This is a genomic window from Mesorhizobium sp. P2_B5 (assembly GCF_056404775.1).
Genome location: NZ_JBFUDJ010000001.1, coordinates 968,052 through 992,578, shown reverse-complemented (window position 1 = coordinate 992,578; position 24,527 = coordinate 968,052). Strand labels below are relative to the sequence as shown.

30 protein-coding genes and 1 pseudogene are annotated in these 24,527 nt (G+C 62.9%); 18 read left to right on the top strand and 13 right to left on the bottom strand.

Translation table 11 applies throughout. From position 1 onward, the window contains the following. The first annotated feature begins 155 nt into the window (after positions 1-155). Entirely contained in the window at positions 156-584 is a 429-nt protein-coding gene (locus AC1D1N_RS05115) for a DUF6481 family protein (RefSeq protein ID WP_112559037.1), read from the top strand. 208 nt (positions 585-792) lie between these two features. Here AC1D1N_RS05115 and sugE read toward each other — a convergent pair whose 3' ends face one another. Continuing rightward, positions 793-1,107 carry a quaternary ammonium compound efflux SMR transporter SugE gene (gene sugE / locus AC1D1N_RS05110; RefSeq protein WP_477346998.1) on the bottom strand — a complete coding sequence of 105 codons (315 nt, stop codon included), beginning with the start codon at positions 1,105-1,107 and terminating at the stop codon, positions 793-795. Between the two features lie 193 nt (positions 1,108-1,300). Further along, positions 1,301-1,426, bottom strand: a complete 126-nt coding sequence (locus AC1D1N_RS05105; RefSeq protein WP_112559036.1) for a hypothetical protein — start codon at positions 1,424-1,426, stop codon at positions 1,301-1,303. Between the two features lie 213 nt (positions 1,427-1,639). On the opposite strand from AC1D1N_RS05105, the gene AC1D1N_RS05100 reads away from it, so the two are divergent. The 4 genes from AC1D1N_RS05100 (at position 1,640) to AC1D1N_RS05085 (ending at position 4,897) form a co-directional block, all read left to right on the top strand. Beyond that, entirely contained in the window at positions 1,640-2,449 is an 810-nt protein-coding gene (locus AC1D1N_RS05100) for a transglutaminase-like domain-containing protein (RefSeq protein WP_436257508.1), read from the top strand. Between the two features lie 118 nt (positions 2,450-2,567). After that, positions 2,568-3,521, top strand: coding sequence for a cation diffusion facilitator family transporter (locus tag AC1D1N_RS05095; protein ID WP_436257509.1), 954 nt, complete (start codon positions 2,568-2,570; stop codon positions 3,519-3,521). 77 nt (positions 3,522-3,598) lie between these two features. After that, positions 3,599-4,003, top strand: a complete 405-nt coding sequence (locus AC1D1N_RS05090) for a GFA family protein (protein ID WP_112559033.1) — start codon at positions 3,599-3,601, stop codon at positions 4,001-4,003. 81 nt (positions 4,004-4,084) lie between these two features. After that, on the top strand, positions 4,085-4,897 hold the full coding sequence (locus AC1D1N_RS05085; RefSeq protein WP_477346996.1) for a class I SAM-dependent methyltransferase: 813 nt from the start codon (positions 4,085-4,087) through the stop codon (positions 4,895-4,897). 13 nt (positions 4,898-4,910) lie between these two features. Here the strand turns inward: AC1D1N_RS05085 and AC1D1N_RS05080 are convergent, their stop codons facing one another. Further along, positions 4,911-6,164: a DNA recombination protein RmuC gene (locus tag AC1D1N_RS05080; RefSeq protein ID WP_477346994.1), complete on the bottom strand. Its 1,254-nt coding sequence runs from the start codon at positions 6,162-6,164 to the stop codon at positions 4,911-4,913. A 103-nt stretch (positions 6,165-6,267) separates the two neighbouring features. Here AC1D1N_RS05080 and def point away from each other — a divergent pair, with 103 nt between their 5' ends. From def to truA, 4 genes are read left to right on the top strand one after another with little or no spacing between them, the layout of a single operon-like run. Beyond that, positions 6,268-6,798: a peptide deformylase gene (gene def / locus AC1D1N_RS05075; protein ID WP_192257020.1), complete on the top strand. Its 531-nt coding sequence runs from the start codon at positions 6,268-6,270 to the stop codon at positions 6,796-6,798. 6 nt (positions 6,799-6,804) lie between these two features. Further along, positions 6,805-7,755 carry a methionyl-tRNA formyltransferase gene (gene fmt, locus AC1D1N_RS05070; protein ID WP_477346992.1) on the top strand — a complete coding sequence of 317 codons (951 nt, stop codon included), beginning with the start codon at positions 6,805-6,807 and terminating at the stop codon, positions 7,753-7,755. After that, positions 7,752-8,258 carry a GNAT family N-acetyltransferase gene (locus tag AC1D1N_RS05065; protein WP_142867367.1) on the top strand — a complete coding sequence of 169 codons (507 nt, stop codon included), beginning with the start codon at positions 7,752-7,754 and terminating at the stop codon, positions 8,256-8,258. The genes fmt and AC1D1N_RS05065 overlap by 4 nt, the downstream gene beginning before the upstream one ends. A gap of 20 nt (positions 8,259-8,278) precedes the next feature. Next, a complete protein-coding gene (gene truA / locus AC1D1N_RS05060) occupies positions 8,279-9,034 on the top strand; it encodes a tRNA pseudouridine(38-40) synthase TruA (RefSeq protein WP_477346990.1) in 756 nt (251 codons plus the stop codon). Here truA and AC1D1N_RS05055 read toward each other — a convergent pair. Together AC1D1N_RS05055 and dapE are read right to left on the bottom strand one after the other, a co-directional pair. Then, positions 9,031-9,636: a transporter gene (locus AC1D1N_RS05055; RefSeq protein WP_112559026.1), complete on the bottom strand. Its 606-nt coding sequence runs from the start codon at positions 9,634-9,636 to the stop codon at positions 9,031-9,033. The genes truA and AC1D1N_RS05055 overlap by 4 nt on opposite strands. 2 nt (positions 9,637-9,638) lie before the next feature. Further along, positions 9,639-10,832, bottom strand: coding sequence for a succinyl-diaminopimelate desuccinylase (dapE, locus tag AC1D1N_RS05050; protein ID WP_477346988.1), 1,194 nt, complete (start codon positions 10,830-10,832; stop codon positions 9,639-9,641). 116 nt (positions 10,833-10,948) lie between these two features. On the opposite strand from dapE, the pseudogene AC1D1N_RS05045 reads away from it, so the two are divergent. After that, positions 10,949-11,957 (top strand): annotated as a pseudogene (locus tag AC1D1N_RS05045) (2-dehydropantoate 2-reductase). Between the two features lie 69 nt (positions 11,958-12,026). On the opposite strand, the gene AC1D1N_RS05040 reads toward AC1D1N_RS05045, so the two are convergent. From AC1D1N_RS05040 to dapD, 4 genes are all read right to left on the bottom strand, one after another. Continuing rightward, on the bottom strand, positions 12,027-12,797 hold the full coding sequence (locus tag AC1D1N_RS05040) for a hypothetical protein (RefSeq protein ID WP_477346986.1): 771 nt from the start codon (positions 12,795-12,797) through the stop codon (positions 12,027-12,029). 21 nt (positions 12,798-12,818) lie between these two features. Next, positions 12,819-13,190 (bottom strand): DUF805 domain-containing protein, encoded by a 372-nt coding sequence (locus AC1D1N_RS05035; RefSeq protein ID WP_436257518.1) that lies wholly within the window; start codon positions 13,188-13,190, stop codon positions 12,819-12,821. Then, on the bottom strand, positions 13,183-13,536 hold the full coding sequence (locus tag AC1D1N_RS05030) for a DUF805 domain-containing protein (RefSeq protein WP_112559022.1): 354 nt from the start codon (positions 13,534-13,536) through the stop codon (positions 13,183-13,185). Before AC1D1N_RS05030 ends, AC1D1N_RS05035 begins: the two co-directional genes overlap by 8 nt. Positions 13,537-13,608: 72 nt before the next feature. Further along, entirely contained in the window at positions 13,609-14,463 is an 855-nt protein-coding gene (gene dapD, locus AC1D1N_RS05025) for a 2,3,4,5-tetrahydropyridine-2,6-dicarboxylate N-succinyltransferase (protein ID WP_477346983.1), read from the bottom strand. Between the two features lie 226 nt (positions 14,464-14,689). On the opposite strand from dapD, the gene AC1D1N_RS05020 reads away from it, so the two are divergent. Further along, positions 14,690-15,535, top strand: coding sequence for an LOG family protein (locus AC1D1N_RS05020; RefSeq protein WP_477346980.1), 846 nt, complete (start codon positions 14,690-14,692; stop codon positions 15,533-15,535). Between the two features lie 70 nt (positions 15,536-15,605). Here the strand turns inward: AC1D1N_RS05020 and AC1D1N_RS05015 are convergent, their stop codons facing one another. Further along, positions 15,606-16,325 (bottom strand): pyrimidine 5'-nucleotidase, encoded by a 720-nt coding sequence (locus AC1D1N_RS05015; RefSeq protein WP_436257521.1) that lies wholly within the window; start codon positions 16,323-16,325, stop codon positions 15,606-15,608. Positions 16,326-16,500: 175 nt separating this feature from the next. Here AC1D1N_RS05015 and AC1D1N_RS05010 point away from each other — a divergent pair, with 175 nt between their 5' ends. The 3 genes from AC1D1N_RS05010 to AC1D1N_RS05000 all read left to right on the top strand — a co-directional run bounded on the left by AC1D1N_RS05010 (position 16,501) and on the right by AC1D1N_RS05000 (position 19,047). Then, positions 16,501-17,262: a GGDEF domain-containing protein gene (locus tag AC1D1N_RS05010; protein ID WP_477346978.1), complete on the top strand. Its 762-nt coding sequence runs from the start codon at positions 16,501-16,503 to the stop codon at positions 17,260-17,262. A gap of 178 nt (positions 17,263-17,440) precedes the next feature. Continuing rightward, positions 17,441-17,611 carry a hypothetical protein gene (locus tag AC1D1N_RS05005; protein WP_112559017.1) on the top strand — a complete coding sequence of 57 codons (171 nt, stop codon included), beginning with the start codon at positions 17,441-17,443 and terminating at the stop codon, positions 17,609-17,611. Further along, positions 17,608-19,047, top strand: coding sequence for a GMC oxidoreductase (locus tag AC1D1N_RS05000; protein WP_477346976.1), 1,440 nt, complete (start codon positions 17,608-17,610; stop codon positions 19,045-19,047). The genes AC1D1N_RS05005 and AC1D1N_RS05000 overlap by 4 nt, the downstream gene beginning before the upstream one ends. A 158-nt stretch (positions 19,048-19,205) precedes the next feature. Here AC1D1N_RS05000 and AC1D1N_RS04995 read toward each other — a convergent pair whose 3' ends face one another. Beyond that, positions 19,206-19,373: a hypothetical protein gene (locus AC1D1N_RS04995; RefSeq protein WP_181059834.1), complete on the bottom strand. Its 168-nt coding sequence runs from the start codon at positions 19,371-19,373 to the stop codon at positions 19,206-19,208. A 92-nt stretch (positions 19,374-19,465) separates the two neighbouring features. Between AC1D1N_RS04995 and AC1D1N_RS04990 the strand changes: the two genes are divergently transcribed. Then, complete coding sequence (locus AC1D1N_RS04990; RefSeq protein ID WP_477346975.1) at positions 19,466-19,960, top strand: MarR family winged helix-turn-helix transcriptional regulator; 495 nt, start codon at positions 19,466-19,468, stop codon at positions 19,958-19,960. Between the two features lie 43 nt (positions 19,961-20,003). On the opposite strand, the gene AC1D1N_RS04985 is transcribed toward AC1D1N_RS04990, so the two are convergent. Next, on the bottom strand, positions 20,004-20,636 hold the full coding sequence (locus AC1D1N_RS04985; protein WP_436257527.1) for a TetR/AcrR family transcriptional regulator: 633 nt from the start codon (positions 20,634-20,636) through the stop codon (positions 20,004-20,006). A gap of 103 nt (positions 20,637-20,739) precedes the next feature. On the opposite strand from AC1D1N_RS04985, the gene AC1D1N_RS04980 reads away from it, so the two are divergent. Further along, complete coding sequence (locus AC1D1N_RS04980) at positions 20,740-21,144, top strand: VOC family protein (RefSeq protein ID WP_352582868.1); 405 nt, start codon at positions 20,740-20,742, stop codon at positions 21,142-21,144. A 108-nt stretch (positions 21,145-21,252) separates the two neighbouring features. Here AC1D1N_RS04980 and phhA read toward each other — a convergent pair whose 3' ends face one another. Continuing rightward, positions 21,253-22,089: a phenylalanine 4-monooxygenase gene (gene phhA / locus AC1D1N_RS04975; protein ID WP_436257528.1), complete on the bottom strand. Its 837-nt coding sequence runs from the start codon at positions 22,087-22,089 to the stop codon at positions 21,253-21,255. Positions 22,090-22,229: 140 nt separating this feature from the next. Between phhA and AC1D1N_RS04970 the strand changes: the two genes are divergently transcribed. Together AC1D1N_RS04970 and bchE are read left to right on the top strand one after the other, a co-directional pair. Beyond that, complete coding sequence (locus tag AC1D1N_RS04970) at positions 22,230-22,706, top strand: Lrp/AsnC family transcriptional regulator (protein ID WP_112559150.1); 477 nt, start codon at positions 22,230-22,232, stop codon at positions 22,704-22,706. A gap of 114 nt (positions 22,707-22,820) precedes the next feature. Continuing rightward, complete coding sequence (gene bchE / locus AC1D1N_RS04965) at positions 22,821-24,368, top strand: magnesium-protoporphyrin IX monomethyl ester anaerobic oxidative cyclase (RefSeq protein WP_436257529.1); 1,548 nt, start codon at positions 22,821-22,823, stop codon at positions 24,366-24,368. Positions 24,369-24,527: the final 159 nt, after the last annotated feature.

Genomic DNA, 24,527 nt, shown 5'->3' with positions numbered 1-24,527 from the left:
TCGGTTTCAGCCAGCCTCTGTCGGCTTTGGTCGGCAAAAGCGCGTCTCCTGTCTGCAACAGCGTAGAATTTCATGGCTGGCATTCCGTTTTGGCGCTTGAACTATCGGTTTTCGCGCGTATGTAAGCGTCGCGAATTGACTTCAGGGAAGTGGACTTGGCTATCTACAGGGAAAAAGACATTTTCGAGCGGCGCAATGCCGCGAACGAGGCAAAGAAAGCGCTTCTGGAGCGCTTCAAGTCAAAGCCGGCGGCAGATGATCCTGCGGTCCTGGCAAGACAGGCCGAACGCAAGGCGATCCTCGAGGCGCGTGAAAAGCGCGAGGCCGAAAAGGCCAGGCTGAAGCAGGAAAAGCTGGCACGCGAGGCGGTCGAGAAGGCCGAGCGCGAGGCAGCAGCCGAAGCGGCGCGTATTGCCGCCGAAGAGGCAGCGCAGGCTGAAGCGAAGATCAAGGAAGCCGAAGAAAACGAGCGCATCGCCCGTTTGCTGGCCGACGAAGCCGAACGCAAGGCCAAGCGCGACGCACGCTATGCGGCGCGCAAGCAGCGCACCGGCCGGACGCCTCCGGGCTTCTCCGCCCGTTAACGCTTCGATCGAAACGATCGGACATCAGGGTCGCCTTCCAGCGGCCCTGAGCGTATTTGTGCGCCGATTTCCTCGGTTGCTTTGGCTTAAAGCAATTCCAGGAAAAGTGTGAAGTGGTTTCCCGGGAAAAGTGCGTAGCGCTTTCCCTTGGGAATTGCGAAAGACAAAGATAGAGCAGATCGCCGTTTCCGTGAAACGGTGAACTGCTCTAGGCGGCGAGCTTCAGCCCCATAATGCCGCAGACAATGAGCGCAATGCAGCCGAGCCGGATCGCGGTTGCCGGCTCGCCCAGCAGCCAGATGCCGAGCAGCGCCGTGCCGACCGTGCCGATGCCGGTCCACACCGCATAGGCCGTACCGACAGGCAGCGTCTTCAGCGCCAGACCGAGCAGCCCCAGGCTGACGATCATCGACGCGACGGTGAGCACCGTCGGCAGCGGCTTCGAGAAGCCGTCGGTGTATTTGAGGCCGATCGCCCAGCCGATCTCGAACAGGCCGGCGAAAAACAGAAAGACCCACGACATCGGGATGCCCTTCATTCCATGAGGATGGCGGGTCGTCCCGGCCGGTTTTTTCGGGGAAGGCGCGAGGTCGTCCTCGCTGCCTCGATATAGGCGGCTTCGCCTGCCCGATCAACAAAACACCGGCGGCATTGCTCATGCCGCCGGTGTAAAAATCTGCGCCGAAACGGATTGCCCGGATGTCGGTCCGAGCGACTTACTTGTCCTTGAGTCTGATCGCCTTGACGGGAGGCGCCTTGAGCGCCGGAGCCGCGGCGGGCTTCTTGGCGTCCTTCTTCGGCTTGCGGGCTTCCTTGCCGGCCTTCATCGCACCTTTAGCCATGATTCGGTCCTCCAATTGCTGGGACGCCAAGTGAAACAAGAGAAACGCCGGACTGCAAGAGGCTAGCCGCTTGTCGCCGGCGCCAGCGGCCTGCTTTCAACCGGTTTCTAATTTGCTCGTAAACCATGCCGGTCCGTGCCATGGTTGTCTTCGCACTGCAGCATCCGCCATGCCTTCGCCCGGCGATGATCAGGCAGTCCGGTCAGGACGACAATGCGAATCCGCATCGGCAGCGAGATGAGTTTCGATTTTCCGCAGGAAACGCCGCTGATCGCGATGCTCAACGTCCACTACTCCAGGGCATCCGATCTCGAGCGCCCGGATTTCCTGATCTCCAACCCGCCGGTGCCGATCCAGAGCTATCGCGACAGTTTCGGCAACTGGTGCAACCGTTTCGTCGCCCCGCCCGGCCGCTTCACCTTCGGCACCGATTCCGTGATCCGCGACCCCGGCACCTTCGAGATGGGCGACCTGATGGCCTGGCAGTACGAGGTGCGCGACCTGCCGTCAGACACACTGCTGTTCCTGTTGCCCAGCCGCTTTTGCGAGAGCGATCTGCTGGCCAGCGAAGCCTGGCGGCTGTTCGGGCACACGCCGCTCGGCATTGCGCGTGTCCAGGCGGTCTGCGACTTCGTTCACAACCACATCGTCTTCAGCTACGGCAATGCGCGGCCTACGCGCACCGCGGCCGAAGCCTATCGCGAGCAAAGCGGCGTCTGCCGCGACTTTGCCCACCTCGCCGTCACCTTCTGCCGTGCGCTCAACATCCCGACGCGCTACTGCACCGGCTACATCAGCGACATCGGCCTGCCCAAACCCTGGGCGAGCATGGATTTCGCCGCATGGATGGAGGTCTATCTCGGCGGTCGCTGGCATGTCTTCGATCCGCGCAACAATTCCCCGCGCATCGGCCGCATCCTGATCGCTTCCGGCCGCGACGCCGCCGACGTGCCGCTGACCCATATTTTCGGGCCGGGCACGCTGGCCAGCTTCAAGGTCTGGACGGACGAAATCATCGAATAGCGGCGTATTTTTCTCCAGCCAGCCTTCAAGGGCCTGAACGACCGGGCTTCTGGCGCGTTGTGATGCCCGTGGAGCGTCGGTCGCAGGGCCGTTACATTGGGTGCCTTGGAGGGACAGGATGGCAGCGCATGGCGGGTCGAAGACGGTCATCTACGCGGCACTTGCCGGCAATCTCGCCATTGCACTGACCAAGTTCGTCGCCGCCTCCTTCACCGGCAGCTCGGCCATGCTGTCGGAAGGCGTGCACTCGCTGGTCGATACCGGCAATGGCGGCCTGCTGCTCTACGGCATACACCGCGCCGCCCGCCCGCCGGACCGAACGCATCCGCTCGGCCATGCCCGCGAGCTGTATTTCTGGAGCTTTATTGTCGCTCTGCTGGTTTTTGCGCTCGGCGCCGGGGTGTCGTTCTACGAGGGGGTCATCCACATCATGGCGCCCGAGCCGGTCGCCAATCCCAAAATCAATTACATCGTGCTCGGCCTCTCGATGCTATTCGAGGGCAGCTCCTGGTATGTGGCGCTGAAGGAGTTCCGCCAGCAAAAGGGCAAGCAAGGCTGGCTGCAAGCCGTGCAGTCGAGCAAGGATCCGAGTGTCTACACGATCCTGTTCGAGGACAGCGCCGCGCTCCTTGGCTTGGTCGTTGCCTTCGCCGGCATCCTGGCAGCGGAGCTGCTGGAAATGCCTGAGCTCGACGGCGCCGCCTCGATCGGCATCGCGGTGATCCTCGGCGCCACCGCCATCTTTCTGGCGCGGGAAAGCAAGGGCCTGCTCATGGGCGAGCCGGCCTCGCCCGAGGTGCAAGCCAAGGTGCTGGCGTTTGTCCAGCAGGATCCGGCGGTGCAACGGGCCAACGGCGTTCTCACCGTCCATCTCGGCCCGCAAGAGATCGTCGCCGGCCTCAGCATCGAATTCGAGGACCATCTGACGGCGCCCGAGATCGAAGCCTGCGTCGAGCGCCTGGAGGCGCGGCTGAAGAAGGAGATGCCGGAGATCACCAGGCTGTTCGTCAAGCCGCAGACGACGGGAACCTGGGAACACAGGCGCAAACAGGTCGAGGCGGCATCGGACTAATCCTGGACCAGAAGTCCACCGTTGGCGCGGTCACCTGGTCCCGCTAAGATCACTCGACGGATTTCGGAGGAGCAACCATGAAAATCGACGGCGGGTGCCATTGCGGCGCCATCACCTACGAGGCAGAGGTCGACCCGGAAAAGACCTCGATCTGTCATTGCACCGACTGCCAGCAACTGACCGGCACGGCCTTTCGTGTCACCGTTCCCGCGTCTGAGGATCACTACCGGATCACCAAGGGCACGCCGAAGGTCTATATCAAGACAGGATCGAGCGGCGCCAAGCGCGCCCAGGCCTTTTGCGCCGACTGCGGTTCGCATCTTTACGCGACGTCGGTTGGCGACGGCCCGAAGGTCTATGGGATCAGGGCGGGAACCGCGCGGCAACGCGAGGATCTGGTTCCGACCCAACAGAAATGGCACCGGTCGGCCCTGCACTGGCTTCCGGAATTCGAGGGCATCAGCATCGTGGAGGCGCAGTAGCACCTGCCTCCCGGTTAAACGCGCCCCAAACCAGACGATGATGTGCTAGGCTCACCATCAAACGGATGGCGGGTGAAAGCGATGCTGGAAACAGACAAGATTTTTGCCGGCTCGATTCCGGAAAACTACGACCGCTATATGGTGCCGTTGATTTTCGAGCCGTTCGCCGCCGATATGGCACGGCGGGCAGCGTCCTTGTCGCCCGGCGCTGTCCTGGAAGTCGCCGCAGGGACCGGGGTCGTCACCCGCGCATTGGCGCCAAAACTGTCTCCTGGCGCAAGCTATGTCGTGACCGATCTCAACCAGCCGATGCTCGACTTTGCTGCCTCGCGGCAAGCTCCCGACAGTCGCATCCAATGGCGCCAGGCGGATGCTCTGGCGCTGCCGTTTGAAAATGCGACCTTCGATCTCGTTTGCTGCCAGTTCGGCGCGATGTTCTTTCCCGACCGCACCGCCGGCTATCGCGAAGCAAAGCGGGTCCTGAAGCCCGGAGGCCATTTCCTGTTCAACGTGTGGGATCGCATCGAGGAGAATGTGTTTGCCAATGATGTGACGAACGCTCTTGCCGAGATCTTTCCGGACGATCCGCCGCGCTTTCTCGCCCGCACGCCGCACGGCTACCATGACACGGCCCTGATCCGCAGCGAGCTGGAAAGTGCAGGCTTCTCCCGTGTGGCGATCGAGACGAGGGCCGAACAAAGCCGTGCATCGTCGCCGCGGCTTCCGGCGGTTGCCTATTGCCAGGGGACGGTTCTTCGCACCGAGATCGAGGCCAGGGATGCAGGAAAACTGCAAGCCGCAACCGACCATGCCGCAGCCGTGATTGCAGCCAGACATGGCAGCGGCGAGGTTGCGGCCAAAATTCAGGCACACGTAATCGTGGCTACGGTCTAGAGCAGACTCTAGACTAGTCGTCGCCTTCGACGACACGGAGCCTGAGCTGGCCTGTCTTGGAATCCGCCACCCGCACCCCGGGTTCGGCCTTGGCGGGCCCGCCGCCGCGCACTTCAGCGTCGCTTTCGCCAAACTCCAGCGCCTCGATCTTCTGGCCGCGTTTGGTCACCTTCGACGTCGACACCAGTATGTCGTCGATATCCTTGGCCGACTGGGTGAAATGCGTCTGCAGCCGGCGCACCCGCTCGTCGACGCGCTGAACATCTTCCATCAGCCGGATGACCTCGCCCTGGATCAGATGCGCCTGCTCGCGCATGCGGGCATCCTTGAGGATCGCCTGGATGACCTGGATCGACAGCATCAGCAGCGACGGCGAGACGATGATGACCCGGGCGCGGTGCGCCTTCTGGATGACGGCGTCGAAATTCTCGTGGATTTCGGCGAACACCGATTCCGACGGCACGAACATGAAGGCGGTGTCCTGCGTCTCGCCCTGGATCAGATATTTCTCCGAGATATCGCGGACATGGGTCTCGATGTCACGGCGGAAAGCCTGGGCGGCGACCTTCTGCAGGTCAGCGCCGTCGGCGGCGCGGATGGCGTTCCAGGCTTCCAGCGGAAACTTGGCGTCGATGGCCAGCTGCGGCGCGCCGTTCGGCATCCTGATCAGGCAGTCCGGACGGCTGCCATTCGACAGCGTCGCCTGGAATTCATAGGCGCCCATCGGCAGTCCGTCGGCGACGATCGCCTCCATGCGCGACTGGCCGAAGGCGCCGCGCGTTTGCTTGTTGGACAGGATCGCCTGCAACTGCACGACCTGGCCGGCCAGCGACTGGATGTTGCCTTGCGCGGTGTCGATGACCGCCAGCCGTTCCTGCAATTTCGCCAGGCTGTCATGCGTCGATTTGGTCTGTTCGGTCATGGTCTGGCCGAGGCGGCCGGTCATGGCGTCGAGGCGCTGGCCGATCGACTGGTTGAGTTCGGCCTGCCTTGCGCCGAACACATCGGCGATGGCGCCTATGCGGCCCTGCATCTCGGCCTGGCTTTGCAAAATGCCGGCCATCCGCGCCTCGGCGTCGCGGGCGTGGTCGGCGGCTTCCGCGGCGGCGATGGTGCGCGCCCTGGCCGACCGCCATAGGGCAACCACCAGCGCCAGGAACAGGCCGAGGAACACGATCGCGCCGAAGGCCAGCGCATGGCCGAGCGTGATCGTCGTGGCGCCAAGCCGGGCAACGGGTTCGGAAAGGATGGAGTTAAGGTCGTTCATGTCGCCAGCATAGCCGATTCGCCGGTCTGGCACAGATCAAAACGTGAACGGGCGCAAACCGCCCCGGTTGACGCTTTTCGCATGACGTCTTAGGTGAGACGCCATGTCGATCAAGCCGCTCATCATCCTTCCCGATCCCATCCTGCGCCAGGTTTCCAAACCCGTCGAACGCGTCGATGCGCCTTTGCGCAAACTGGCCGACGACATGCTGGAGACCATGTATGACGCGCCGGGGATCGGCCTGGCCGCGATCCAGATCGGCGAGCCGCTGCGCATGCTGGTCATCGACCTCGCCAAGGAAGACGAGACGCCGGCGCCGCATGTCTTCATCAATCCCGAAATCCTCGCAAGCGCCGACGCGCGCTCGGTCTACGAGGAAGGCTGCCTGTCGATCCCGGACTATTATGCCGAGGTCGAACGGCCGGCTTCGGTGCGGGTGAAATATCTCGACCGCGACGGCAAGCTGCAGGAGATCGAGGCCGAAGGCCTGATGGCGACCTGCCTGCAGCACGAGATCGACCACCTCAACGGCGTGCTGTTCATCGACCACATCTCGAAACTGAAGCGCGATATGGTGGTCAAGAAGTTCAAGAAGCTCGCCAAGGACAAGGCGCCGGGCAAGCTGGTGGGATAGGAAAAGATGCCGCTTCGCGTCATCTTCATGGGCACGCCGGAGTTTTCGGTGCCGGTGCTGCGCGCGATCGCCGAGGCCGGACACGAGATAGCAGCCGTCTACACCCAGCCTCCGCGCGCCGCAGGCCGCCGTGGGCTGGAACTGACGCCGTCGCCGGTGCAGCGCGAGGCCGAGCGGCTTGATATCGCGGTACGCACGCCGATGTCGCTGAAAAGCGAGACCGAGCAGGCCGCTTTCCGCGCGTTGCAGGCCGATATCGCGGTCGTTGTCGCTTATGGTTTGCTGTTGCCGAAGGCCATTCTGGAGGCTCCGCGGCTCGGCTGTATCAACGGCCACGCCTCGCTTTTGCCGCGCTGGCGTGGTGCAGCTCCCATCCAGCGCGCCATCATGGCCGGCGACACCGAGACCGGCATGATGGTGATGCATATGGAAGAGGGCCTGGACACCGGCCCGGTGGCACTGGTTGAAAAATGTGCCATCGACCCCGATATGACGGCCGGCGATCTGCACGATCGCTTGATGAGCATTGGCGCTACCCTGATGGTGGAAGCGCTGTCCCGATTGGAGACAAATACGCTGGCATCGACCTTGCAGGCGACTGACGGGGTGACCTACGCCAGGAAAATCGATAAATCGGAGACGCGTATTGACTGGACGCGGCCGGCTGCCGAGGTCCACAATCACATTCGCGGCCTGTCGCCGTTCCCTGGCGCCTGGTGCGAGGCCGACATTGGCGGCCGCACAGAACGGCTGAAACTCCTTCGCTCGACGCTTTCTGAAGGCACGCTTTCGGAAGGCATGGGCGAGTCGGGAGGAATTCTCGATGACCGGCTGACGGTCGCCTGCGGAACAGGCGCGGTCAGGCTGGTCGAAGTTCAACGGGCGGGCGGAAGGCCCGCCGCCGCGCAGGAGTTTCTGCGCGGGGCCAAGATCGAAAAAGGAATGAAATTCACATGAGCATGATGTCGATACGCGCGGCAACGCCGCGGGACCGCGAGGCTATCCGCCTCGTCGAGGAACACGCATTCGGCCAGCAGGCGGAGGCCGGTCTGGTCGACGCGTTGGTCACCGGCGGCGACGCCGTTGTCGAGCTTGTGGCGGAAGAAGACGGCCAGGTGGTCGGCCACATCCTGTTCTCCAGGCTGTATGTGCAGAATGGCGGCAAGAGTTTCCCGGCGGTGGCGCTGGCGCCGTTGGCGGTGGAACCTTCGTTCCACGGCTCGGGCATTGGCGGTGCGCTGATCCGCGAGGCGCATATCCGCCTCAAGGACGCCGGCGAAGTGCTCGCCGTTGTCTTGGGCGATCCGGCCTATTACGGCCGCTTCGGCTACAACCATGCGCGCGCCGAAAAGTTCGAGAGCGAATACCAGGGCGAGGCGCTGCAGGCGCTGGCCTGGGGTGACGCACCCGAAAAAGGCAAACTGGTCTACGCCCAGGCCTTTACCGCACTCGCCGCCTGAGCGGCGGGTGCAGATCGCTTATGCCGCGTTTTCGTCTCGATATCGAATATGACGGCAGCCTCTTCGCCGGCTGGCAACACCAGGCGGATCAGCCTTCGGTGCAGCAGGCGATAGAGCAGGCGATCGAGAAATTCAGCGGCGAGGCGGTGCGGTTGCGCGCCGCCGGCCGCACCGACGCCGGCGTCCACGCGACCGCCCAGGTAGCGCATGTCGACCTCGCCAAGGCGTGGCCCAACGACAAGGTGCGCGACGCCATTAACGCGCATCTGCAGGCGGCCGGCGCGCACGTCGCCATCCTGCAGGCGAGGGTTGTCCCCGACGATTTCGACGCCCGTTTCTCGGCCACCGGACGGCACTATCTCTACCGCATCCTCAACCGGCGCGCGCCGGCTGCGATGGAAAAGGGCAAGGTCTGGTGGGTGCCGAAGCGGCTCGATGCGGACGCCATGCACGAAGCGGCGAAAGTCCTGCTCGGCCGACATGACTTTACCACCTTCCGCTCGACGCAATGCCAGGCCAACAGTCCGGTGCGGACGCTGGAGCGGCTCGATGTGAGCCGCCAGGGCGACCTGATCGAGGTCAGGGCCTCGGCGCGCTCGTTCCTGCACAATCAGGTGCGCTCCATGGTCGGCTCGCTGAAACGCGTCGGCGACGGCGGCTGGACGGCTGCCGATCTCAAGGCCGCGCTCGATGCGCAGGACCGCGCCGCCTGCGGCCAGGTGGCACCGCCCGACGGGCTTTTTCTCATCGGCGTCGACTATCCGGAAAAATCCTAGGCCGGGGCGGCCGTCGGTACAGTGATGCCGAGCAGCGCCACCAAGCCGAACAAGACGGCCAGAGACACCACCAACATGCCTGTGAAAACGGCGGTGCCGACAGCCGCGCCCTTGCCGATCGCGGCGTTGGTCATCCGCCAGGTGAGCACCAGCGACAGCACCACCAAAGCCAGCCACACCAATTCGGCGAATGGGTTGCCGGACGGCAGGAAGAGCCTGATCAACGCCGATGGCAGCAGCATCCAGGCGGTGATTGCCGACGCCCAGTTGCTGGCGACGACGTAGTGGACGAAGCGGTCGCCGATGCCGGCGCGCGACGCGACCAGGGCAAGCGCGACCAGCGGCAACAGCCACGAGCCGAGGTCGACGGTTGCCAGCCGGATCAACATGCCCAGCCGCCCGGCGAACGCATTGGGGTCGCCGATCTCGTTGGCCGTGCCGACCCAGCCGACGATCATCGCCGGCGCGGCGACGACGATGGCAAAGAAGGAATTCCAGAAGCCGTCCGCCGACAGGTCGAGCAGCCGCAAGCCGTCGGCCTTGCCGAGCATCAGCCGCCAGGCGCCGGTAAGCGATGAAGAGGTCTCGTCAACCGAAAGCATGATCAGCCTTGCTCGAACCAGTCTTCTATGAAGCGCTGGTAGATCTGGGTCAGCGTTTCGAGGTCGGCCAATGCGACGCGTTCATCGACCATATGCATGGTTTTGCCGACCAGCCCGAACTCGACCACCGGGCAATAATCCTTGATGAAACGGGCGTCCGAAGTGCCGCCGGAGGTGGAGAGCGCCGGTTCCTTGCCGACCGCCGCCTTGATCGAGCCACGCAGCGTGTCGATCAGCTTGTCGTCGCGTGTCAGGAAGACATGGCTCGGCCGGTCGCGCCAGACAAGCTCATAGTCGACGTGCGTCTTCTTGCCGGTCCGGTATTTCTTGCGCTTGGCAGCCTGGTCGAGGCGGTTGTGGATCTCGGCCTGCACCGTCTCGACCGTCCAGCTGTCGTTAAAGCGGATGTTGAAGGTGGCTGTCGCCTTGGCCGGGATGACATTGGTCGCCGGATTGCCGACATCGATCGAGGTCACTTCCAGGTTGGTCGGCTGGAAATCCCTAGTGCCCTTGTCGAAGACGGGGTGGAGCAAGGCCTCGACCAGGCTCATCAGGCCGCGCACCGGATTGTCGGCAAGCAAGGGATAGGCGACATGGCCCTGGCGGCCGTTGACGGTGACGCTGCCCGACATCGAGCCACGCCGGCCGATCTTGATCATGTCGCCGAGCGCGTCCGGATTGGTCGGCTCGCCGACGATCGAGGCATCCCATTTCTCGCCCTTGGCCGCCGCCCAGTCGAGCAGTTTTGTCGTGCCGTTGATGGCCGGGCCTTCTTCATCACCGGTGATCAGCAGCGAGACCGAGCCTTTCGGGCCACCCTTGTTCTCGACATGGCGCGCCACCGCGGCGATGAAACAGGCGATGCCGCCCTTCATATCGACGGCGCCGCGGCCGTACATCTCGCCCTTGGCGATCTCGGCGGCGAAGGGCGGATGCGTCCACGATGCCTCATCGCCCACCGGCACCACGTCGGTATGGCCGGCAAACATCAGATGCGGCCCATTGCCGGAGCGGCGCGCATAAAGGTTCTCGATGTCGGGCGTGCCGTCTTCGGAAAACACCGGGCGTTCGACGGAAAAGCCGAGCGGCTTCAGCATGCCTTCCAGCGCTGCCAGCGCACCGCCCTCGGCGGGTGTTACGGAAGCGCAGCGTATGAGGGTCGCGAGGTTGGCGGCGGGATCGGTCGGCAGTTTCATCGGCAAAGCGATAATCGAAAGCGAAAGGCCTGTCACGGCCAGAGATGATGACCGGTCCTGCCGCCGACATTATGGTTTTCATGTCGTATAGTGCAGGGCCAACACGGGATTGTCGCATGGCCAATGCCGAAAAGACCATCGTCATTGCCGGCGCCGGCAGCATCGGCTGCTATGTCGGCGGCTGCCTGGCGCTGGCCGGACGCAAGGTGGTGTTTCTGGCGCGGCCGCGCATCGCGGAGGCCTTGCTGGGCGGTGGGCTGCGTGTCACCGACCTCGACGGCCGCGACCGATCCATCAAGCCAGTGTCCGTCACTGCCGAACCCGCCGCCGCCCTGGCCAATGCCGACGTGGTGCTGGTAACGGTCAAGAACGGCGCCACTGAAGAGATGGCGGCGCTCATTGCCGCACACGCGAGCAGTGATGTCGTGGTGGTCAGCCTGCAGAATGGTGTCGGCAATGCCGACCGGTTGCGCGCCGGGCTGGGCTCTCGACCGGTGCTGGCCGGCATGGTGCCGTTCAATGTCGTCCAGTCGGCCGAAGGCGACGTGCCGCTTCACGTGCATCGCGCCAGCGAGGGCAAGGTGATGATCGAAGAGGGCACGGCCGGCCTTGCCGGCCTTCTCGATGTCGAAGGCCTTGCCGTAGAAACCCATGCCGACATCAAGGCAGTGCAGTGGGGCAAGTTGCTGATCAACCTCAACAATGCGCTCGTCGCGCTGTCCGGCCTGCCGCTGGCGAGCGAGCTCGCCGACCGCCGCTGGCGGCTGATCCTGGCCGGTCAGATCGACGATGGCGGCGATGAAGGCCTCGGGCATTGCGCCGGCGCGGATCGGCGGCCTGCGTCCCGGCCTGCTGCCGAAACTGCTCCGGCTGCCGGACTGGCTGTTCCGGCTGGTGGCGCGGCGCATGCTCGCCATCGACCCGCAGGCGCGCTCGTCGATGTGGGACGATCTCCAGCGCGGCCGGCCAACCGAGATCGGCGACCTGCAGGGAACGGTCCTGAGCCTCGCCGAAAAGGCCGGCACGCCGGCGCCTTTGCTGAAGCGGGTCACCGCGCTGGTGCGGCAGGCCGAGCGGGAAAAGCGCGGGTCACCCGGGCTGACGCCGGAAGCCGTCACGGGATAGGCTGCTCGCCGCGAGCGTCAGGCCTTGGCCCGCACATGGGCCGGGAGTAGGCACGCCGGCACCGCTGCGTCACAGCTTTGGCGCGCGCCTCGGAGCCGGCGCCTTGCTCGCCGGGCCCGGCGCCGGCAGCGGCTGCAACGCCGGATGGTCCTCGATCAGCGTGATCTTCTGCCAGATCTTGCGCGACAGGTTGGATGCCAGGTTCTCGACGTCGTTGACGCCGTCGATGACCACATCGTCATTGACCGACTGCGCGAACAGCGCTGCGATCTTGCCGGTGATCGACAGCATTTCCGAGCAATAATCGAGGTAACGCGCCAGGTCGGCGGCATTGGTGATACGCGCCGGCGAATGCGCGGTCGGCCTGAAGTTGGCAGACAATGCGGCCGGATCCTTGGTCAGCTGGTGCATGTCGATGACATGGATCAGCGACCTCAGCCCGTGCAGCTGGCGAAACACCCGCTTGCGCTTGATGCGCTCCTCGGTGCGGATCAGCGCCAGCAGGCCGAGCACGGCAAGGATGATCATGTTGATCGTGGCTTCGATGCCTTGCACCGACTGCACCGCGTCGTCGGCCTGCGAGATATGGATCAGCGGCAGGATGGTGCCGACGAACAGGAAGATCAGCGCGCCGGCGACGACGGCGGCGACGATGGCGCCGCGCAGCCACCAGATCGGCGCCTCGAGCGCCTGCGCCGCCTTGGCCAGGTCGCGCGACAGCGACACCAGTTCCGCGGCGACGCCGCGCAGGCCCGCCTCGGGAAAACGCTCGGCGACGCGCCCTTCCAGCCGCTCGGCGGTGTCGATGATCAGTTTCGGATCAAGCGTGCGGTAGCGCATGGCGAGATATCCGGTCGGCCCTCAGGCTTGTGCGGGAGAATTGGTGTGCCGGCCGTAGCGATTAGGCCCGGGATCACTTCTGAAGCAGGCAAGAATGAGAAGAAGAATCGGGCCGATGATGAGAGAGATCAACGCGTAGTAAGTCGGCTTGCCGAAATCATGGAAACGTTTTGCCGTAACCGCGAAGCTCGACCAGGTCGAAATCAGCACAACGGTCCAGAACACAGTGGCCCACACTTGGCTATTTGCAGTGCCGGGCTCCAGTCTGGCAAACTGGTAAAGCGGGAAAAACTGGGCAAGCAGCAAAAGCAGGCCGGCCAGCGCATACGCACCGGGGCTGACGCGGCCTGAGGTTTTGAAGAAAAGCCAAATGAGGTCTATTTTTTCAGGCAAGCGGATCCGGTCCGTATTGATTGGCGCCCCTGTTGCCTTCGAGGATGCCCAGCTCGACGATAAGCCAGATCGCTCCGATGAAAGGCACCAGCGCGATAAGTGTCCACCAGCCCGACTTGTTGCGGTCATGCCAGCGTTTGGCGTAGACGGCGAAGACCAGATAGAGCGTGGCGATCACATAGATCAGGTAGACGAAACCATAGGGCATGTTGTTGAACGTGGTGCCGATGATGTTGTCGATGATGATGGCGATGATGGCGCCAACGAATATCACACCAACGCAAGCCCAGAATTTGGCGCGGTTGATACGGCCTTCATAGCTCGTCAGAAGATACTTCCAGTCCATGTCACCCCTCCATGCGGAATCAGCGCGACGGAATGTCGCGCCGGCGGAAGGTGCGTCCGTTTGCAAAAAAGATCAATCGCGCAGCAATTCGTTGATCGAGGTCTTGGAACGGGTCTTGGCGTCGACGCGCTTGACGATGACGGCGCAGTAGAGGCCAGGGCCTGGCTCGTTGTTCGGAAAAGCCTTACCCGGCATCGAGCCGGCGACGACGACGGAATTCGGCGGCACTTCGCCGTAAAAGACCTCGCCCGTGGCGCGGTCGACGATCTTGGTCGACTGGCCGATGAACACGCCCATGCCGAGCACCGAGCCTTCGCGCACGATGCAGCCCTCGACCACTTCCGAGCGCGCGCCGATGAAGCAATTGTCCTCGATGATGGTCGGGCCGGCCTGCATAGGCTCCAGCACGCCGCCAATGCCGACGCCGCCCGACAGGTGCACGTTCTTGCCGATCTGGGCGCAGGAGCCGACCGAGGCCCAGGTGTCGACCATGGTGCCGCTGTCGACATAGGCGCCGACATTGACGAAGGACGGCATCAGCACCGCGCCCGGCGCGACATAGGCCGAACGGCGCACGATCGACGACGGCACGGCGCGGAAACCGGCCTTCTCGAAATCGACCGCGCTCCAGCCGTCGAACTTCGACGCCACCTTGTCCCACCATACGGCATGGCCCGGGCCACCCTTGATGATCTCCATGGGATAGAGCCGGAAGGAGAGCAGCACCGCCTTCTTCAGCCACTGGTTGACATGCCACTTGCCGTCGGCCTGGCGCTCGGCGACGCGCACGGTGCCGCGGTCGAGCAGGTCGAGTGAAGACTGGATGGCGTCGCGCGTTTCGCCGCGGGTCGCGGGAGAAATCGTGTCGCGCTCCTCGAAGGCCTTCTCGATGGTCTTTTCGAGGCTTGCCAGATCAGGCTTCGACATGAATTCGCTCCGTTACCACGCTGTTAAGGCCATCGCCTTAACCTGTTTTGAAAATCGCGCGGACCCCTTGGCAGGCTTTGCCTGCCTGGGTCTTTGCATGTAGCAGGTTCTTGTCGCAAAACCGCCGAACACTTTTGCGGAACCTGCTTATGTTAAGGCGTATTGGGGGTCAATCGCGCGTGCGCCACGGGACGGCGCAAGTGAACTGTTGGGACGGGTAAAGCATATGACTCCTATGGAAAAGGCGGGATGGACGCCGCTGCCGCATTCGGACGAGGATCTGGAGCGCTCGAAAAGCGTGCCCGATACGCCGCAGACGCGCGCCGACACCTATCGTCTGGCCTGGAACGATCCCGACTTCATGACGCGTCGCGAATTGCGCGCGGTGCGGTTGCAGCTGGAACTCCTGAAGCCCGAAATGATTCTGGCCGAACGCGGCATCCGCTCGACGGTGATCCTGTTCGGCGGCGCGCGCATTCCCGAACCTGGCGGCGAGGCCTGGGCGGCCAAGAACGAGACGCAGAAGAAGAACCTCGAGGAAAACAGCAAATACTACCAGGAGGCGCGCAAATTCGCCCGACTCTGCGCGAAGCAGTCAGCCACGTCCTATTATCGCGAATTCGTCGTCGTCACCGGTGGTGGGCCTGGCGTCATGGAGGCTGGCAATCGCGGCGCCGACGATGTAGGCGCGCCGTCGATCGGCCTCAACATCGTGCTGCCGCACGAGCAGGCGCCGAATGCCTATGTGACGCCGGAGCTGTGCTTCAACTTCCACTATTTCGCCATCCGCAAGATGCATTTCGTCATGCGCGCCAAGGCTGTTGCTGTGTTTCCGGGCGGCTTCGGCACCATGGACGAGTTCTTCGAGACGCTGACACTGATCCAGACGGGCCGCATGGAGCGCGTGCCAGTGATCCTGTTCGGCAAGGCGTTCTGGAAACGCGCCATCAATCTCGATTTCCTGGCCGAACAGGGCACCATCACGCCCGGCGACCAGGACATCATCGACTTCGTCGACACCGCGGACGAGGCGTGGGGGATTATCAGCCGCTTCTACAAGTTAGGGGAGTAAGGGAGTAGGGCAGTAAGGCAGTAGGGGAATTTGATCTGGATGCGGTGAGTGCAACCGCCGCCCTATTCCCCTACTGCCCTACTGCCTCACTCCCCGCGACTATTCCCGTCAGGAAACTGGCAAGGTCGTCGGTGACGAAATCGACGTCGTCCTCATTGGCCGGATCGCGTTCCCAGATCTCGGCAAAGGTCGGCTCGAAATTGCGCGGCACCACCAGCACTGTGGTCATCCCAAGCGATTTCGGCACCTCCAGATTGCGGGCGAGATCCTCGAACATCACCGCATTGTGGCCGGTGACGGCATGCAGTTCGGCAAATTTTTCATAGGTCTGGCGCGCCGGTTTGGGGTTGAGCCCGGCAGCGACAATGTCGAAAATGTCGTCGAAATGATCAAGGATGCCGAGTTGGCGCGCGGTCCGCTCGGCATGCCTGCGATCGCCATTGGTGAAGATGAACTTGCGCCCGGGAAGCTGGCGGATGGCGGTGCCGAGCACCGGATCGGGCACCAGCCACGAATAGTCGATGTCGTGCACTTTTTCGAGGAAGTCGTCGGGGTCGATGCCGTGGCGCGTCATCAACCCGTTCAGCGTCGTACCATATTCGAGATAGAGTTCCTTCTGCAGCTTGCGGGCCTCGTCACGCGGCAGCGTCAGCAGTTCTCCGACATAGGCCGTCATCTTGACGTCGATCTGTGAAAACAGATTCGAATGGTGCGGATAGAGCGTGTTGTCGAGGTCGAACACCCAGTCGGTGACGTGAGCGAAGCGGGCGGGATCGGGCGACGTGGTCATTGCGTCCTTATGGCACGAAATATCTGCCGTTCGAACCCCTTTCTGACGTCAGGCTTATCCACAACCTATACGCATCTAGAGTTGTAAAAATGGGCTCACCATTCAAATTTTAGCCATCGCCGAAAGGTGGCCTTCAGGGCTTGCTGGCACAGAGACGGTTCAGTGGGAGCCAGCGATGAGTCGCATACTTTTAAAGTCCGCCGCCGTCGCGTTCGGCTCGGTAGCCATCTCGCTTTTGCTGACGCTTATTGTCGTTCCCGCCATGGGTTTTCCGGTCAGTCGCACCATCTGGCTGACGTCGACGGTGTGCCCGCTGGCGCTCGCCTGGATCGCCTGCGCCAGCACCTTCTGGCAGAGCGACAGACTGAAAGGCGCGCATCGCGACCTTGCCCGCGCGCATGCCCAGCTCGCCGCCGCGCATCGCCGCCTGTCGGAGAAGGCGAGCCGCGACGACATGACCGGCATGCTCAACCGCGAGAGCTTCTTTGCCGCGCTCGACGGCTCGCGGCGTAAATCCGATCGCGGCGCGCTGCTGATCATCGACGCCGACCATTTCAAGGCGATCAACGACAGCTTCGGCCATCTGACCGGCGATGACGCGCTGCTGCTGATCGCCAGCGCCATCGAGCGTGGCGTGCGCAGCGGCGACGTGCTTGGCCGCATCGGCGGCGAGGAGTTCGGCGCCTTCCTGGTCGGCGCCACCAGCGCGGAGGCCAGGCGCGTCGCCGAGCGCATCCGCCGCGAAGTCGAGCTGATCCGCTTCCGCCCGGTCGACGAGCGGACTGTGCCGCTGACCGTCAGCATTGGCGGCATCACTTGCGGCGAGGATTCCAATGTTTCGGAACTGATGCGCGCTGCCGACCTCCGGCTCTACGAGGCCAAGCACCGTGGCCGCAATTTGTCGATCCTCGACCGGGACATTTCCGAGGCCGCCTGAGGCTCGCGCCCATGCCTGCTAAGGATTTGCTAACGTCGTTTTTCACGCAACCACGCCGTTTACCCGGTTGTAAGCCGTTTACCGGCTAGGACTGGCACGGAAATGGCCTGTCTGGCCGGCACGTGTGCCGTTCAGGGAACGCCATGCGTGGATCGAGGCCCCCATCGAGAGACGTGTCATGAGTTTCTTCATCAAGAAAGTATCGCGCCGCGCCATCCTGCAGGCGCTGCTTGCGATGCCGGCGTTACGGCTGTTTCGCAAGCTGCCTGACAGCGACCGCCCCCATGCCGATCCCGACGAGATCGTCGAGGTCAATGGCTGGATCCTGAAGCGGAGCGACCTGGCATGATCTTCGACAGTTATGAGGCGTATCGCGCCTCGGATTTCAAACCCAGGGTCTGTATCCTCGGCTCGGGCCCTGCCGGCACCACCATCGCCAGGAAGCTTGGCGCCGCCGGTATTCCGGTCGTGGTGCTGGAGGCCGGCGCGCGCGAATTCAGCGACGAGTCGCAGGATTTCTACCGCGGCACCACGGTCGGCGATCCCTATTTCGATCTCGCTATCACCCGGCTGCGCTTCATGGGTGGCTCGTCGAACCATTGGGCCGGCTGGTGCCGGGTGCTCGACAGCCAAGATTTCGAACCCAAGGCGTGGGCGCCGGACACTGGCTGGCCGATCAGCCGCACCGACATCGAGCCCTATCTGAGTGAGGTGCATGATATCCTCAAGCTTCCGGACTTCCGTCCCGATGTGCCGATTTCGGACGACATACGCTGGGTGCAGTTGATCAAGAGCCCGGCCGTGCGCTTTGGCGAGAAATTCGCCGACGAGCTCGACAAGAGCAAGACCATCGCCGTCGTGCTCAACACCTATGCCACCGAACTTGCCGGCGACGGCAAGCGGGTGACTGGCGCCAGGCTATGGTCGAACGGCCAGGATGCCGGTGCCTTCAGCGCCGATTATTTCATCGTCTGCACCGGCGGGCTGGAGAATTCACGGCTGCTTCTATGGTCGAACCAGCGCTCGAATGGCGGCGTGGTGCCGAACGCCACGGCGCTTGGCCGCTACTGGATGGAGCATCCGACTTTCGAGGGCGGCAATGCCATCCTGGCCGACTACAGCGAGTTCGAGGTCGACGCCGTCAACGAGGCCTTCTTCTCGCCGACGCTGGCCGCCATGGAGCGGCTGCAGATCATGAATTTCGGCATCCGCCTGATCGAGACGCCCTATGCCGGCGTCAAGAGCCTGATTGCCGACTTGGCCTGCACCGCACCCGACGCCGCCGAATGGGTGGCGTATCAGCTCAGCCAGAACCTGCGCTGCGCGGCCCAGCTCTACGTCGCCTGGGAACAGGCGCCGCTGGCTTCGAACCGGATCGAACTGTCGAAGACCGATGTCGACCATGCCGGCGTGCCGCGCATCGAGCTGCACTGGAAGAAGTCGCCGCTGGAGCGGCGCACCATTCTGGAGGGGCTCAAACTCTTCGGCACGACGTTGATCGAGAAGGACCTCGGCCGCGTCCGCATCATGGAGTGGCTTGCCAATGGCCAGGACTATCCGACGGATGAGGAACTGGCCGGCCACCACCATATGGGCGGCACCCGCATGGGTACCGATGTGACCAGGAGCGTCGTCGACGCCAACTGCAAGGTGCACGGCATGGACAATCTCTATGTCGGCGGCTCCTCGGTGTTCTGCACCTCGGGCGAATGCAACCCGACGACGACGATCACAGCGCTTGCCTGCCGGATGGGTGATCATCTCAGCAAGATCATCACTGTGTGACGCAGTCATCATGTCTAATGTTCCAAAAAGCAGGCGGCGCCGGCGCCTGTGACGGCTGCCGGCGCCGCCTTGGCGCGCCTTTGGGAAGATGGTGCTGAGTTGTAGCGATTTACGCAATTCCGGACGGAAAACCGCTACACACTTTTCCTGCAATTGCCCTAGAGGCCGTAGACGGCGATGCGCACCAGCACAGCCGCGGCGGCCAGCGCCACCAGCAGTATGCCGAGGCCGATGGGCGAGCCCCAGCCATACCATTTCATCGCCATCTCGGCATATTTGTACTCTTCCTCGTGCGAGAGGGGTGCACGCTGTTGAATCAGGCTCATTTTTCACTCCTGGTCGGCTGGCCCCTTGCTATGTCCGGGCCGCAGCCGCATATTGATGCAATGGTCTAAATGTTAGACGGATTGATAGTTAGATGATCGAAATAAAGTCGTCAAGCCGGAATCGTGACGACATGACGACGGCCATCGGCCTGGCCATCATGCAGTGGCAGGACGCGACGCAGGCCTATGATGAAGCAGTGGGGGCAAGGCTTGGGCTGAACATGGCCGAACGCCATTGCATCGGGCTGCTTTACGGCCGCCCGCAATCGGCCGGCGCCATCGCGATCGCAACCGGCCTGACGCCGGCCGCCGTGACCGCGCTGATCGACCGGCTGGAGGCACGCGGCTACTTGACCCGGACGCGCAGTCTGGAAGACAGGCGCAAGGTGGTGATCGAGGCGACCGAGGCGACGCGCGAGCTGTCGGAGCGCTACTACGGCGCCATCGCACGCGAAGGCGAGAAGGTCGTCGCCACCTTCAGCGACGCGGAACTCGCCACCATATCGCGCTTCGTCCACGCCGCACTCGACCTGCAGCGCGACCAGCTGGCGCGACTGAAGGCCGAGGGACCGGACGCCGAGCGATAGGGATGCCTGTGTGTTTGCACTGCATATGTCGGCAGGGACGAGACTATTTCGGCTGGATCCCATAGGCGGCAAGAAACGCCTCCACCGAGGCATCCGCGTGTCGTTCGAGTTCGGCTTTGGAACGCCGGTTGCTTCCCGTGAACATGGCTTCGTTCATGGGGATCCAAAGAAGCATTCCAAAAAAATGGCTGGCTGCCAGATGGGGATCACTGGTTTGTATCAGTCCTCGACTGGTGAGCTTTTGAAAGCAGGACGCCATTGAGCCAAGCATGCGCTCGAAGCCCTTTTCGTACCAACTGCGGCCAAGCTGCGGCATTCGATCCGCGTTGGCGATAATTAGGCGCCGCAGCTTCAACAACTCTTCATCCATGAGAACCGCTATCAAACGTCGAGCAAGCTGCCGCAGGCCACCCTCCATGAATTTCGCCTCGGAAAGCAGCGTCGTCACGGACTCGATGATGTCGTTGGCTTGTGTAGCGGTCGACAGAACGACTTCGCCGAACAGCGTCTCCTTGTCGGTGAAATGCTTGTAGACGGTCTGCTTGGAAGCTCCTGCCCTGGTAGCGATTTCTTCCATGCTGGTCCCGTCATAACCCTTAGCGATGAACGCCGCCGTGGCCGCCTGGATGATTTCACGATCCTTGCGTGCCGATCTCGTCTCACCGTCGATTTTCATCGCGCCCCCTTGACCGGTACTAGACGGTACCGTTCCCACGTGATAGCCATGAAAACGGTACTGGACTGACTAGTACCTGTCAACGAAGGCAAGGCTTAGACCGATGACCAAGATGATCTTCCTCAATCTACCGGTGCGCGATCTGCAGGCAGCGACCAAGTTCTATCTCGCGATCGGGGGCACGCTCAATCCGCAGTTCTCGAACGACCAGGCCAGCTCGATCATGTTCTCAGACTCCATTGGGGTCATGCTGCTGACGCACGGACATTACAGCCAGTTCACGGCACGGCAGATCGGCGACGCCAAGCGTGACAGCCAGATGCTGATCGCGCTCACCACAGACAGCAAGGACGAGGTCAATGCGATAGTCGAGAAGGGCGTAGCGGCCGGCGGCCGCGCCGATCCCAACCCTGCGCAGGATCTCGGTTTCATGTTCAACCGCCACATCGAAGACCCCGACGGCAACGTTTGGGAGTTCCTGTGGATGAACCCGTCCGCCATGCAATAGGCCAGCGGGATCGAGCGCCCGAAGCGCGTCGCGTTGAAACGGATTCACGCGACGCGCTTCAGGTCTTTGTTTCCGGGCGCAACGCCTTAAACACCGGTTCCGGATTTGCTAGACCGTCGCCGGGTCGAGCGCGGGCTGCCCCTTGCGGCGGGCAACGATCGCCTTGAAATCGGCGGTCCGGAACGCATCGCGCAACACGTCGAAGGACGGCAGCACGAAATAGGCGCGCTGGAACTTGTCGATCTCGTAGCCGGTGCGCATCACCGTTTCGAGGTCGAAGGGCACGTGATGCGCATCCTTGCTGTCGACGGCGAACTGCAATTCGGTGAAGGACGACATCAGCCCGGCGCCGAAAGCTTTCAGCGGCTGGCCCTTCTCCTGCATCAGCCCGTATTCGGCGGTGTACCAATAAAGGCGGGTGATCATCTCGTCGCCACCCAGCGCAATCACGCTCTCGGCCTTCTCGCCGTACATCTGCATGAAATCGGCAAACACCGGCTGCGTCAGGATGGGCACATGGCCGAAGAAGTCGTGGAACATGTCGGGTTCGACGATGTAGTCGAGTTCTTCCTTCGTCCGCAGCCAGTTGGTCACCGGAAAGCGGCGATTGGCGAGATGGTCGAAGAAGGGCGCGGCCGGAATGAGGCCGGGAACGGCGACGATTTCCCAGCCGGTCAGCTTGCGCAGCTTCTCGCTGACCGCGCTGAAATCCGGGATCCTGTCCAGCAGGCCGAGCGTGGCGACGCCGTCGAGATAGGAGTGGTGCGCCAGTTTTTGGGTCAGTTTGGTCTGGCGGTCGCACAGCGTGCGCCACACCGCCTGTTCCTCGGCGCTGTAGTCATAGCCTTGCGCCACGGTGAAGTCGGAACGGCACACCGAATAGTCGCCGCGCAGGCCTTGGGCCGCGCAATCACGGGCATACTCGGCAACGCTCATCGTCGTCATGGTTCTTCTCCCCTGATCATGACACTTCGAATCTGTTCGCCAAATGTAGCGGCAGTCGGCGAGGCAATTCAGCTTTGATGATGGCTTGGAGACAGGATTTGAGGTAAAAGTCACCACACGAAAGCTGAAGGAGAGTGAAAATGCCTCAGTTTGACGATTTCGAGATCAAGATGCTCGACATCCTGCAGCGCGACGGGAGAAAACCCGTATCCGAACTGGCGCAGGAGATCGGCCTGTCGACGACACCATGCGCGCGCCGCTTCGAGGCGCTGCAGGAGGCCGGCATCATCAAGGGCTTCGCCGCCGTGCTCAGCCGCCGCGCCGTTGGCCTGATGGTCGAGGTGTTCATCGAGGTGCGGCTGGTCAGCCACAGCGACGGTTCGCCAGAAACCTTCATTGCCGCCGTGCAGCGCATGGACGAAGTGTCTTCCTGCTGGACGATGACCGGCGACCACGATTTCCTGCTGCATGTCATGGTGCCGTCGGTCGACGAGCTCAACGCCTTCGTCATGCACCGGCTGATGCGGCTTTCGGGCGTGCGCGACGTCCACACGCAGCTGGTGCTGCAGAACATCAAGGGCCCCGGCCACGTGCCGCTCGCTCATCTCAGGCGGTAAGGTTCGGCATCGCCATTTCTGCGGAAAAGCTGCACGCAAACTGCTGAACGGAGCCCAATTGCCGATCTGAAACGCCGGCTACCGCATGCGGACCGACTTAGCCAGAGGTCCGTCTTGAACATTGTGCTGATCAATCCACCGCACACCGCCATCGGCAGCCGCGTGCCCGACGACCATCTGCCGCCGCTTGGCCTTCTGGCAATTGGCGGGCCGCTGCTCGACGCCGGCCATGATGTGCGGCTGATCGATGCCGAATTCGGGCCGATGCCATTGGACACCCTTGTGCGCGATGCCCTGAGCGGCCAGCCCGACGGCATCTTGATCGGTCATTCCGGCTCGACCTCGGCGCATCCCACCGCGTTCGCCATCGCCCGCATGGTCAAGGCGCTCGAGCCGGCAACGCTGGTGATTTATGGCGGCGTGTTCCCGACCTATCACTGGCGCGACATACTGGCGGCAACGGACATTTTCGACTTCATCGTGCGCGGCGAGGGCGAGGCAACCATCGTTGCCCTCATCGAGGCGCTGGACAAGCGCCGACCGTTGGCCGAAGTCGCAGGCATCGCCTATCGCGACGATCTCGGCCGTCCCTTCGCGACGCAGCCGGCCGCCACCATCGCCGCTCTCGACGACTATCGCGTCGGCTGGGAGCTGATCGACCATCGCCGCTACAGTTATTGGGGCGGCAAGCGCGCCGTGGTCATGCAGTTTTCGCGCGGCTGCCCGCATCTGTGCAATTATTGCGGCCAGCGCGGTTTCTGGACCCGCTGGCGACATCGCGATCCCAAGAAATTTGCACAGGAGATCGCCTGGCTGCATCGCGAGCACGGCGTCGAACTGATCAACCTCGCCGACGAGAACCCGACCGTGTCGAAGAAAGCGTGGCGCGCCTTTCTCGACGCCATGATCGCCGAGAACGTGCCGGTGCTGATCGTCGGCTCGACCCGCGCCGACGACATCGTGCGCGATGCCGACATCCTGCATCTCTACCGCAAGGCCGGCGTCATCCGCTGGCTGCTCGGCATGGAAAACACCGACGAGCAGACGCTGCAGCTGATCCGCAAGGGCGGCAGCACTTCATCCGATCGTGAGGCGATCCGGCTGCTGCGTCAGCACGGCATCTTGTCGATGGCGACATGGGTGGCCGGTTTCGAGGACGAGACCTTGCGCGACCTGTGGCGCGGCTTTCGCCAGCTGCTTGCCTATGACCCCGACCAGATCCAGGCGCTCTATGTCACGCCGCACCGCTGGACGCCGTTCTTTCGCATCGCCCGGGACCGCAAGGTGATCCAGGCGGATGCCCGGCTGTGGGACTACAAGCACCAGGTGCTGCAGATGACGCGGCTGAAACCGTGGATGCTGTTCGTCTCGGTCAAGCTGATCGAAGTCGCGGTGCAGTCGCGGCCGAAGGCGTTGGCGCGCATTCTCTTCCATCCCGATCCCGAACAACGCCATTCGATGCGCTGGTATACGCAAATGGGCCGCCGCGTCTGGTTCCGCGAGGTCTGGGGCTTTTTGGCCCGGGACCACCGGCTGAAGGATGGGCCGACGCTCGTCGAATTCTGGGGCGCGCCGCAGGATGCCGAAGAGGAATCGATGGTCGTCATGCGGCCGCCGCGCAAGTCTACCGAAGCGGGCGTGGCGATCTCGCCCGAAGCATGACTGGGTTCAGCTGTATCACAAATATACGGGGCGTATGTGTATTGACATACGCCCCGTATGTGCCCATCTCAGACGTACGGGGCGTATGTAAACTGCTCCGGACAATGGAACGCAGGCCGCGATCGTCGGGAGATCCGATCTGCCACGTCTGAATGGAGT

Coding starts and splice junctions, on each gene's coding strand:
- sugE (WP_477346998.1), bottom strand. CDS start 1,107: ATGTCGTGGGTCTTTCTGTTTTTCGCCGGCCTGTTCGAGATCGGCTGG.
- AC1D1N_RS05105 (WP_112559036.1), bottom strand. CDS start 1,426: ATGGCTAAAGGTGCGATGAAGGCCGGCAAGGAAGCCCGCAAGCCGAAG.
- AC1D1N_RS05100 (WP_436257508.1), top strand. CDS start 1,640: ATGCGAATCCGCATCGGCAGCGAGATGAGTTTCGATTTTCCGCAGGAA.
- AC1D1N_RS05095 (WP_436257509.1), top strand. CDS start 2,568: ATGGCAGCGCATGGCGGGTCGAAGACGGTCATCTACGCGGCACTTGCC.
- AC1D1N_RS05090 (WP_112559033.1), top strand. CDS start 3,599: ATGAAAATCGACGGCGGGTGCCATTGCGGCGCCATCACCTACGAGGCA.
- AC1D1N_RS05085 (WP_477346996.1), top strand. CDS start 4,085: ATGCTGGAAACAGACAAGATTTTTGCCGGCTCGATTCCGGAAAACTAC.
- AC1D1N_RS05080 (WP_477346994.1), bottom strand. CDS start 6,164: ATGAACGACCTTAACTCCATCCTTTCCGAACCCGTTGCCCGGCTTGGC.
- def (WP_192257020.1), top strand. CDS start 6,268: ATGTCGATCAAGCCGCTCATCATCCTTCCCGATCCCATCCTGCGCCAG.
- fmt (WP_477346992.1), top strand. CDS start 6,805: ATGCCGCTTCGCGTCATCTTCATGGGCACGCCGGAGTTTTCGGTGCCG.
- AC1D1N_RS05065 (WP_142867367.1), top strand. CDS start 7,752: ATGAGCATGATGTCGATACGCGCGGCAACGCCGCGGGACCGCGAGGCT.
- truA (WP_477346990.1), top strand. CDS start 8,279: ATGCCGCGTTTTCGTCTCGATATCGAATATGACGGCAGCCTCTTCGCC.
- AC1D1N_RS05055 (WP_112559026.1), bottom strand. CDS start 9,636: ATGCTTTCGGTTGACGAGACCTCTTCATCGCTTACCGGCGCCTGGCGG.
- dapE (WP_477346988.1), bottom strand. CDS start 10,832: ATGAAACTGCCGACCGATCCCGCCGCCAACCTCGCGACCCTCATACGC.
- AC1D1N_RS05040 (WP_477346986.1), bottom strand. CDS start 12,797: ATGCGCTACCGCACGCTTGATCCGAAACTGATCATCGACACCGCCGAG.
- AC1D1N_RS05030 (WP_112559022.1), bottom strand. CDS start 13,536: ATGGACTGGAAGTATCTTCTGACGAGCTATGAAGGCCGTATCAACCGC.
- dapD (WP_477346983.1), bottom strand. CDS start 14,463: ATGTCGAAGCCTGATCTGGCAAGCCTCGAAAAGACCATCGAGAAGGCC.
- AC1D1N_RS05020 (WP_477346980.1), top strand. CDS start 14,690: ATGACTCCTATGGAAAAGGCGGGATGGACGCCGCTGCCGCATTCGGAC.
- AC1D1N_RS05015 (WP_436257521.1), bottom strand. CDS start 16,325: ATGACCACGTCGCCCGATCCCGCCCGCTTCGCTCACGTCACCGACTGG.
- AC1D1N_RS05010 (WP_477346978.1), top strand. CDS start 16,501: ATGAGTCGCATACTTTTAAAGTCCGCCGCCGTCGCGTTCGGCTCGGTA.
- AC1D1N_RS05005 (WP_112559017.1), top strand. CDS start 17,441: ATGAGTTTCTTCATCAAGAAAGTATCGCGCCGCGCCATCCTGCAGGCG.
- AC1D1N_RS05000 (WP_477346976.1), top strand. CDS start 17,608: ATGATCTTCGACAGTTATGAGGCGTATCGCGCCTCGGATTTCAAACCC.
- AC1D1N_RS04995 (WP_181059834.1), bottom strand. CDS start 19,373: ATGAGCCTGATTCAACAGCGTGCACCCCTCTCGCACGAGGAAGAGTAC.
- AC1D1N_RS04990 (WP_477346975.1), top strand. CDS start 19,466: ATGATCGAAATAAAGTCGTCAAGCCGGAATCGTGACGACATGACGACG.
- AC1D1N_RS04985 (WP_436257527.1), bottom strand. CDS start 20,636: ATGAAAATCGACGGTGAGACGAGATCGGCACGCAAGGATCGTGAAATC.
- AC1D1N_RS04980 (WP_352582868.1), top strand. CDS start 20,740: ATGACCAAGATGATCTTCCTCAATCTACCGGTGCGCGATCTGCAGGCA.
- phhA (WP_436257528.1), bottom strand. CDS start 22,089: ATGACGACGATGAGCGTTGCCGAGTATGCCCGTGATTGCGCGGCCCAA.
- AC1D1N_RS04970 (WP_112559150.1), top strand. CDS start 22,230: ATGCCTCAGTTTGACGATTTCGAGATCAAGATGCTCGACATCCTGCAG.